The organism is Cyanobium sp. Morenito 9A2, assembly GCF_024345575.1.
Taxonomy (GTDB): Bacteria; Cyanobacteriota; Cyanobacteriia; order PCC-6307; family Cyanobiaceae; genus ATX-6F1.
On sequence record NZ_JAGQBJ010000011.1, the window covers coordinates 95,806 to 103,843 of the forward strand.

The following is an 8,038-nucleotide window of genomic DNA, read 5'->3' on the forward strand; positions in this document are numbered from 1 at the left end:
AACAAGGCGCAAAAAGCAGGAGACGCGCGCCCAAAATCCAAACGGTGCCGAATGAAACGGCTTTCTGGAAATGGGGTTTCAAGAAAGCTGATTCGGAAGGCAGGCTGCAGATTGTGATCTGCAATCGTTGTGCCGTCTTGGGTCAGATTAGCACGGGCCTCTGATCCAATGCGCTCTCACCCCGTAAGCCCAGTTGCTCGCGGCACAACCGGCCCAGGGCCAGGGGCCGCTCGAATCGATCGGCGAACCAGCTCTGCACCTGCTCCGGCCGGAGGCTGCGCCCCTGGGGGTCAATCCTTGCGTGGTAGCGCAAACGGACCGTGCCCTGCGGATCCGTGGGCCCTGGCTGCAGACACGCCAACTCCTCCAGGTAGGGGCGCAGGTCCCGCTCCCGTGGACGCCCCTTCTTGTCAGTGTCCTGCCAGATCCACTGGGACGCGACCAACAACGCCTCCACGGCATGCTGCCATTCGGCCGACCCCAGCGGGACCGGGCCCGGATCCAGCAGCTCCAGGCTCCAGGTGGAGGCGACCAACTCCTGGGACAGGCTGGCGCCGCCCAGCGGGACCTCGCGCACCGACAACAGTTGAAACCCCGCCGGGAGCTGGGCCTGGAGCCGCCTGAGCACCTGCTCGGGGGCGGTGGGCGCCGCCATCTCCAGATCCAGCCAATCGCCAGCCGCCTCAACCCCCAAAGGCAGGGCCAGGGCGAACTCCAAGCGGGGCAGAGGGTGGAAGCCACCGGTGAAGCTCACCGGCAGGCCGCTGCGGCGCAGGGCGCGCTCCAGCATTCTCACGCCATCGAGGTGGCTGAGCAGGGCCAGATCCCCCGTCTTGGCGAAGCGAAAACGCAACCGCTGCAGCCGTTCGCTGGCGGGCGCCCGTGGCGGCAGAGGGGCTGGAATCGGCGGGGGCGGCACCACCACGTTGTGGCCGAACTCAGGGCCACAGACCCCACAGCTGCTGCAGCCGTCAAAGGAGCAATCGGGCACCACCATCGCCGCGAGCGCCCGCTGCAGGTCATCCGCCAGCCAGGTCTTGTCGACACCGGTGTCGATGTGATCCCAGGGCAGGGGCTGGTGGCAGAACGCCGCCAGATCAGCGGCGCTCAGCGCTTCGGTGGCCGACCAGCTCCCCAGCTCCAGGGCCCGGTAACGCCCCCCCAGACCCGCCGCCTCGATCGCGCTGGTCCAGGCCGCGTGGGTGCGCTCGATCGTCTCGAACCAGGCATCGAGGCCAGCGCCGGCGCGCCAGGCGGCCTCGATCACCGGCGCCAGGCGCCGGTCACCCCGACCGACGAAGTCCTCCATCGCCGAAAGGCGCGGATCGGTGAAGTTCGTCTTCAGCCCCCGCAACGCCCGCAGCTCGCGGCGCAGCAGCTCCTGGCGCCGGCGGAATTCGCCTGTGGAGACGCTGTGCCACTGGAAGGGCGTGTGGGGCTTGGGGGTGAAGTTGCTGATCGTGAGGTTGAGCTCCAGCCGCCCGAGATCGCGGCAGTTCTGCTGCAGCTGCCGGCAGGTGATGGCGATGCCGACCACATCGGCGTCGGTTTCCCCCGGCAGGCCGATCATGAAATAGAGCTTCACCCGGCGGTAGCCGTTCTCCATCGCCGTGCGGATCCCCCGCAGCAGCTCGGCATCGGTGAGCCCCTTGTTGACGATGTCCCGCAGCCTCTGGCTGCCGGCTTCTGGAGCGAAGGTGAGGCCCGAGCGGCGGGTGCCGCCAAGGATGTGGGCGATGTTGGAATCGAAGCGGTCCACCCGCTGGCTCGGCAAGCTGAGGCTGACGTTGTGCTCCGCCAGCCGGTTGCGCAGCTCCACCCCCACCGCCGGCAGGGCCAGGTAGTCGGAGCAGCTGAGTGAGAGCAGCGAAAAATCGCTGTAACCCGTGCGCTCCATGCCGGTTTCCACCGCCTCGATCACCGCCTCGGGCTCCACATCGCGGGCCGGGCGCGTGAGCATGCCCGGCTGGCAGAAGCGGCAGCCGCGGGTGCAACCCCGTCGGATCTCGATCGTGAGCCGGTCGTGGACCGTTTCGATGTGGGGCACCAGCCCCATGGCGTAGTTGGGCATCGGCGTGGCCACCCGCCGCAGCAGCCGCTTGGGAAGATCAGGTTCGAGCGGCACGATCGACACCCCATCGGGGCTGGGTCCGTAGAGGCTGGGCACATACACCCCGGGCACCTGGGCCAGGTCGCGCAGCAGTTCGCGGCGACCCAGGCCGGACGCTTTGGCCTCGGCCACCACCAGGCCGATCTCCGGCAGCAACTCCTCGCCATCGCCGAGGGCGATGAAATCGAAGAAGGCGGCGAAGGGCTCCGGGTTGCTGGTGGCGGTGGGACCACCGGCGAAGATCAGCGGCGGGGCCGCCGGATCGGTGAGGGGACGATCGCCCCGCTCGCTGGCCCGGATCGGGATCCCCGCCAGATCGAGCATCTCGAGGATGTTGGTGGCCCCGAGTTCGTAGCTGAGGCTGAAGCCGAGCAGGTCGAAGGCGGCCAGCGCCCGCCGACTCTCGACGGCAAACAGGGGCTGGCCCTGCTCCCTGAGCCGCCCGGCCAGGTCGGGCGCCGGCAGGTAGGAGCGATCGCAGAGCTGCCCAGGGACAGCGTTGAGGATCGAATAAAGAAGAATGTGGCCGAGATTGCTGGCCCCCACCTCGTAGAGCTCGGGGTAGGTGAGACACCAGCGCACCCGCGCCGCCGGCCAGGCCTCGCTCCAGTCGCGCGGCTCAACGCCGCGCTCGTTGCCGAGGTAGCGACCGGGCTTGGCGATGCCCCGATCCACCAACGGCCCGAACGGCACGGGCAGCTCACCGGTGCGGACCTGAGCGGCTGCGGCTGTCATCGGATCAGGGCCGCAAGGCGGATTCCGATCGTAGGCAGGCCCTCTGAAAGCTGCCTGGCGGGGCGACGCCATAGGAGGATGCCGCCCATCCAAGCCGGCGTCGCTCTCCCGTGGTCCAGGTCAACGGCAATTACCTCAAACTCAAGGCGGGTTATCTGTTCCCCGAGATCGCCCGGCGGGTGAAGGCGTTCAGCGAAGCCCACCCCGAGGCACCGATCATCCGCCTGGGCATCGGCGATGTCACCGAACCCCTGCCGGAGGCCTGCCGCACCGCCATGAAGGCGGCCGTGGATGAACTCGGCACCCGCGAGGGCTTCCACGGCTACGGCCCCGAGCAGGGCTACCTGTGGCTGCGCGAGGCGATCGCCCAACACGATTTCCAGTCCCGCGGCTGCGACGTGAGTGCCGAGGAGATCTTTGTCTCCGACGGCTCCAAGTGCGACAGCAGCAACATCCTCGACATCCTCGGCGAGGGCAACCGGATCGCCGTCACCGACCCGGTGTATCCGGTCTACGTGGACAGCAACGTGATGGCGGGGCGCACCGGCGACGCCGACGGCGCCGGTCAGTACGGCGGCCTCACCTACCTGCCGATCACCGCCGCCAACGATTTCACCGCGCCCCTGCCCGAGGGCCAGGTGGACCTGATCTACCTCTGCTTCCCCAACAACCCCACCGGCGCCGTGGCCACCAGGGCCCAGCTCAAGCGCTGGGTCGACTACGCCCTCGCCAACGGCGCCCTGATCCTGTTCGATGCCGCCTACGAGGCGTTCATCCAGGATCCGGACCTGCCCCATTCGATCTATGAGATCGAGGGCGCCCGCCAGTGCGCCATCGAGTTCCGCTCCTTCTCCAAGAACGCCGGCTTCACCGGCACCCGCTGTGCGCTCACCGTGGTGCCCCGGGGCCTCAGCGGCACGACGGCCGATGGCGAGCCGGTGGAGCTCTGGGGCCTGTGGAACCGCCGCCAGAGCACCAAGTTCAACGGCGTCAGCTACATCGTGCAGCGCGGAGCGGAAGCGGTGTACTCCCCCCAGGGCCAGGCCCAGGTGAAAGCCCTGGTGGGCTTCTACATGGAGAATGCGGCAATCATCCGAAGGGAGCTATCGGCCGCAGGCCTGAGCGTCTATGGCGGCGAGCAGGCCCCCTACGTGTGGATCAAGACGCCGGCAGGGGTGGATTCCTGGGGCTTTTTCGACCTGCTGCTGAGCCAGGCGAACGTGGTGGGGACCCCAGGCAGCGGTTTCGGCGCCGCGGGCGAGGGCTACTTCCGGCTCTCAGCCTTCAACAGCCGCGCCAACGTGGAAGAGGCCATGACCCGCATCGCCGCTGTCAAACTTTGATCGACGTTGCCTCTAACCCCATGGCGGTGGAGACGCCCAACCGCAGCCCCGGAGGGGCCACGGTGCTCGACAAGGATCTGCAACGGGTGCGCAAGCCTTCGCCCCGCTACAGGGTGCTGCTGCACAACGACCCGGTCAGCACCATGGAGTTCGTGGTCTCGACCCTGCGGGAAGTGGTGCCGCTCCTGAGCGAGCAGGATGCCATCGCCGTGATGCTCGAAGCCCACAACACCGGCATCGGCCTGGTGATCGTCTGTGACATCGAGCCGGCGGAGTTCTACAGCGAGCGCCTCAAGGCCAAGGGGCTGACCAGCTCGATCGAGCCCGAGGGCTGAATGCTTTCCACCCCGCCGCAGGCTCCTAGCCCCCTCGGCGGGGTTTGGGGCAAAGGCGGGTGGTGGGCCACCGTCGGTTACTTGCCCCTGCTCCTGCTGGCCGGCTGGCTTCTGGCCAGGCCCCTGGCTCTGCTGGCTCCGGGCCTGCGGCCCGACCAGGTGAACCTGACGGGCACGCTGGTGAGCTTCGCTCTGCTGCTGCTCACCCTGCCGGCCTGGCTGCGGAGCCGCTGGGATGAGCCGCGCGCCTGGCGCCGACTTGGGGTGGCCGTGCCCCTGCCATCGGCCCTGAAGGCCCTCTTGCGAGGGCTGATCAAGGCCCTGTTGCTGTTAGCGCTGGTGAGTGCTGGACTGCTGTTGGGTGGCGCGGCCAGAGTGGGAGAGGGGATCACGGGCCCTCAGATGGCCAATTCCCTGGCCCTGCTGCTGGGGGTGGGCTTCGCCGAAGAGCTGCTGTTCCGGGGCTGGCTCTGGGGCGAACTGGCCCTGGGCCTCGGTGGCCAGCGGGCGCTGCTGCTCCAGGCCTTGATCTTCAGCCTGGTGCACCCCTATCCCCTGGACCAGGGCTGGCCGGCGCTCTTGGCCCTCAAGGGTGGCCTGCTGCTCTTGGGGATCGTCCTAGCCCTGCAGCGGCGTGCCGATGGGGGCGTGCTCTGGGGGGCCGTCGGGCTCCATGGCGGCCTCGTGGGGGGCTGGTTCCTGCTCCAGGGGGGGGTGCTCAGCCTCACCAACGGCGCTCCGCTCTGGCTGGTGGGGCCCGGCGGCCTGAGCCCCAACCCGATCGGGGGCCTGCTGGGCTTGCTGGGGCTCACCGCCCTGCTGCTGCTGCGCCGGCGCTGGTGGGGCGAGACTCAGGGCTCTGGCCATCCCCCCCCGTCGTGACCCTGCAGCCCCGGCGACGATTTCTCGCGCAGGCCGCCGTGGCCTCGTTGGGCCTCTTCGGTATGGCGGACACCGTCCGAGCTGATGCCCCCGAAGAGGCGCTCAGCACCTGCAGACCCGTCGATCCGCTCCGGGCCCTGCTTGAGGGCAACGCCCGTTTCGCCGCCGCCTGGATCCAGGCCGATCGAGCCAGCGCCCCAGCCAGCCGCAGCCGCGCCCTGAGTCGCCTCTGGCGCCACAACTGCATCACGACCGCCTCCACCCTGGTCGGCGGCCAGGCCCCCTGGGCCGTGGTCCTGGCCTGCGCTGATTCGCGCGTGGCCCCGGAGTGGATCTTCGATGCCGCCCCTTCGGATCTGTTCGTGATCCGCAGCGCCGGCAACACCGCCTTCGACGATGCCGTCGCCTCCTTGGAGTACGCCATCGATCACCTGGCAGTGCCCCTGGTGCTGGTGGTGGGCCACAGCGGCTGCGGGGCCGTCACCGCCGCCTTGGGCTCCGCTCCGCTCACGCCGCTGCTGAGCGAGCTGGTGGCACCGATCCGGGCCAGCCTCCAGCCCGGCGACGACCTCCAGCAGGCGGTCGTCCACAACGCCAAGCGCTCCGCCGCAGAGCTGAGCGCCAAGAGTGATCTGGTGCAACGGGCGTTAACCGAGGGCCGGTTGACGATTCGCTCCAGCGTCTACGACATCGCCAGCGGCAAGGTCACGCTGCTGAACGTCTAGAGAGATCCTTCAGCGCACGGCATTGGCCAGGGCCCGCCGGCCCTCCACCGGCGCTTTAAGAGCCTCTTCCAAGGGCGCCACGCCGTAGTCGCGCTCCAGCAGAGCCAGCACCGTGCGGCCGAAATCACGGGAATCGCTCTCAAAGGCCTCCAGGCAGAGACGACCGAACACCCGACCCATGGGTTCAGGGTTCCAGAGCAGCTTTCGGGCCGTCCAGGGCATCATGCTCATCGGGTTGTAGCCCGGCGTCAGCATCCCCTGCTCGAAGCCGTACTGCTCCAGGTGGGTGTGGGGCTGCAGTCCGATGAAGAAGATGGCCGGCTCCACCTGAGCCGCGCCGAAGATCCGCTCCAATTCGCGGTGATAGGCGATGGTCTGGCGGATGGTCTCGGGCCGCTCGTCAATCACGTTGAAGGAGTAGTTGACAGAGACCTGGGCGCGAAAACCTGCCTTCACCAGCAGGCGGCAGTTCTCCAGCACGGTGCGCAGGTTGTAGCCCATGCGCATCTTGCGCACGAGCTCCTGGGAGCCGGAGGTGATGCCGATCTCGAAGTAGTCCATACCTGTGGCCACCATCAGCTCGGCCAGCTCGGCGTCGAGGTTGTCGGCGCGGATGTAGGCGGCCCAGTGGATATCGGCCATGCCGGCAGCGGCGATGGCGCGCAGTAATTCCTTGGCGTCCTCGATGTAGCGGCGGGCCGGGATGAACTGGGCGTCGGTGAACCAGAAGCCGCGCACGCCGCGGTCATAGAGCTGACGCATCTCCGCCACCACCTCTTCCACGGGGTTGACCCGCACCTGCTTGCCCTCCACCACCGTGTAGACGCAGTAACAACAGTTATGGGGGCAGCCACGTTTGGTCTGCACGCCCACGTAGAAATCACCGCCCTCGAGGTACCAGTCGAGCTGGGGCCAGATCGAGGCGATATAGGGGTAATCGCAGGCGGTCTTGACCACGCCCGCGGGCTGTTCATGGATCAACCCCGGCCGCGGCGGCTCCCCCACCACGAAGCAGCGCTCGCTCTCCAGGCTCTCGCCCTGGATCAGCTTTTCCAGCAGGGGCTCCCCCTCGCCCACCGACACCACCGTGCCCCGGGGCAGCTTCTGGCCGAGCTGTTCGTAGAAGACGCTCACCGCCCCGCCACCGATCACCACCTTGGCCCCGGGATGGAAGCGGCGGGCCCGCCGCAGACCCCGGCGCACCAGGCGCAAGTTGCGCCAGAGCTCGCCATAGAAGGCCGCCATCAGCCGCAGGCCCCCCAGGGCCCCGCGCAGCCGGCGCAAGGGGTTGGCGGCGTAAAACACCTCGAAGGAGTGCTGCAGGGGGTTGCCGCTGCGGCCGTCCACCGGGGCATAGATCTGAATGTCACGCCAGGAGAACACCAGCAGACTGGGGCGGAAGGCCTCGATCGTGGCCAGCAGGACCCGTTCCACATCCAGCGCCGACAGCGCCGCCAGATCCAGGATCCGCTGGGGCAGCTCCGGAAAACGCTTGTGAAGATGGTCGGCCAGGTAGACCGGGCCAACCGGGAAGATCGGGTTGCACGGCAGGCGGATGAGCAGCACCCGCTGGGCCGGGTCGATCGGCGACATCCGAGCGCTCAGGCGAGCTTGGACGCTAACAACTCCGCCAACGGGACCGGCCGCAGCGACCCGGGGGGACAACCGCCCCGGCGGCCCCTTACCCGATCCTTAGCCTCAACCTTTCCACACAGGGCGCAACGTTCCGTTACACTTCTGCAGGCAGCGCCCGTCCCGGGTGCCGTCCTACCTAACCGTCTCCTTACGGGGGCAACCTCTCGCTCTTATGACCACCACCATTCAGCAGCGCTCCGGCGCTTCTCCGTGGAACCAGTTCTGTGAGTGGGTCACCTCCACCGACAACCGCCTCTACGTGGGTTGGTTCGG

General features: G+C 68.3%; 6 protein-coding genes. 4 read left to right on the top strand and 2 right to left on the bottom strand.

Annotated elements, in window-relative coordinates; all coding sequences use genetic code 11:
- Nucleotides 1-142: 142 nt before the first annotated feature.
- Nucleotides 143-2,845: a TIGR03960 family B12-binding radical SAM protein gene (locus tag KBY88_RS12920; RefSeq protein WP_254940338.1), complete on the bottom strand. Its 2,703-nt coding sequence runs from the start codon at nucleotides 2,843-2,845 to the stop codon at nucleotides 143-145.
- 110 nt (nucleotides 2,846-2,955) lie between these two features.
- Here KBY88_RS12920 and KBY88_RS12925 point away from each other — a divergent pair, with 110 nt between their 5' ends.
- From KBY88_RS12925 to KBY88_RS12940, 4 genes are all read left to right on the top strand, one after another.
- Nucleotides 2,956-4,188: an LL-diaminopimelate aminotransferase gene (locus tag KBY88_RS12925; RefSeq protein ID WP_254940339.1), complete on the top strand. Its 1,233-nt coding sequence runs from the start codon at nucleotides 2,956-2,958 to the stop codon at nucleotides 4,186-4,188.
- Between the two features lie 20 nt (nucleotides 4,189-4,208).
- Nucleotides 4,209-4,523, top strand: a complete 315-nt coding sequence (gene clpS, locus KBY88_RS12930) for an ATP-dependent Clp protease adapter ClpS (RefSeq protein ID WP_254940340.1) — start codon at nucleotides 4,209-4,211, stop codon at nucleotides 4,521-4,523.
- A complete protein-coding gene (locus KBY88_RS12935) occupies nucleotides 4,524-5,405 on the top strand; it encodes a CPBP family intramembrane glutamic endopeptidase (RefSeq protein ID WP_514130642.1) in 882 nt (293 codons plus the stop codon).
- 62 nt (nucleotides 5,406-5,467) lie between these two features.
- The gene (locus KBY88_RS12940) at nucleotides 5,468-6,130 is read left to right on the top strand and encodes a carbonic anhydrase (RefSeq protein ID WP_254940341.1); all 663 of its coding nucleotides are present in this window, start codon (nucleotides 5,468-5,470) and stop codon (nucleotides 6,128-6,130) included.
- Between the two features lie 9 nt (nucleotides 6,131-6,139).
- Here KBY88_RS12940 and KBY88_RS12945 read toward each other — a convergent pair whose 3' ends face one another.
- Nucleotides 6,140-7,723 carry a photosystem II high light acclimation radical SAM protein gene (locus KBY88_RS12945; protein WP_254940342.1) on the bottom strand — a complete coding sequence of 528 codons (1,584 nt, stop codon included), beginning with the start codon at nucleotides 7,721-7,723 and terminating at the stop codon, nucleotides 6,140-6,142.
- Between the last annotated feature and the right edge of the window lie 315 nt (nucleotides 7,724-8,038).

Bases quoted from the DNA above. Each gene is read 5' to 3' on its own strand.
- KBY88_RS12945 (WP_254940342.1), bottom strand. From the start codon at position 7,723: ATGTCGCCGATCGACCCGGCCCAGCGGGTGCTGCTCATCCGCCTGCCG.
- KBY88_RS12935 (WP_514130642.1), top strand. From the start codon at position 4,524: ATGCTTTCCACCCCGCCGCAGGCTCCTAGCCCCCTCGGCGGGGTTTGG.
- KBY88_RS12940 (WP_254940341.1), top strand. From the start codon at position 5,468: ATGGCGGACACCGTCCGAGCTGATGCCCCCGAAGAGGCGCTCAGCACC.
- clpS (WP_254940340.1), top strand. From the start codon at position 4,209: ATGGCGGTGGAGACGCCCAACCGCAGCCCCGGAGGGGCCACGGTGCTC.
- KBY88_RS12920 (WP_254940338.1), bottom strand. From the start codon at position 2,845: ATGACAGCCGCAGCCGCTCAGGTCCGCACCGGTGAGCTGCCCGTGCCG.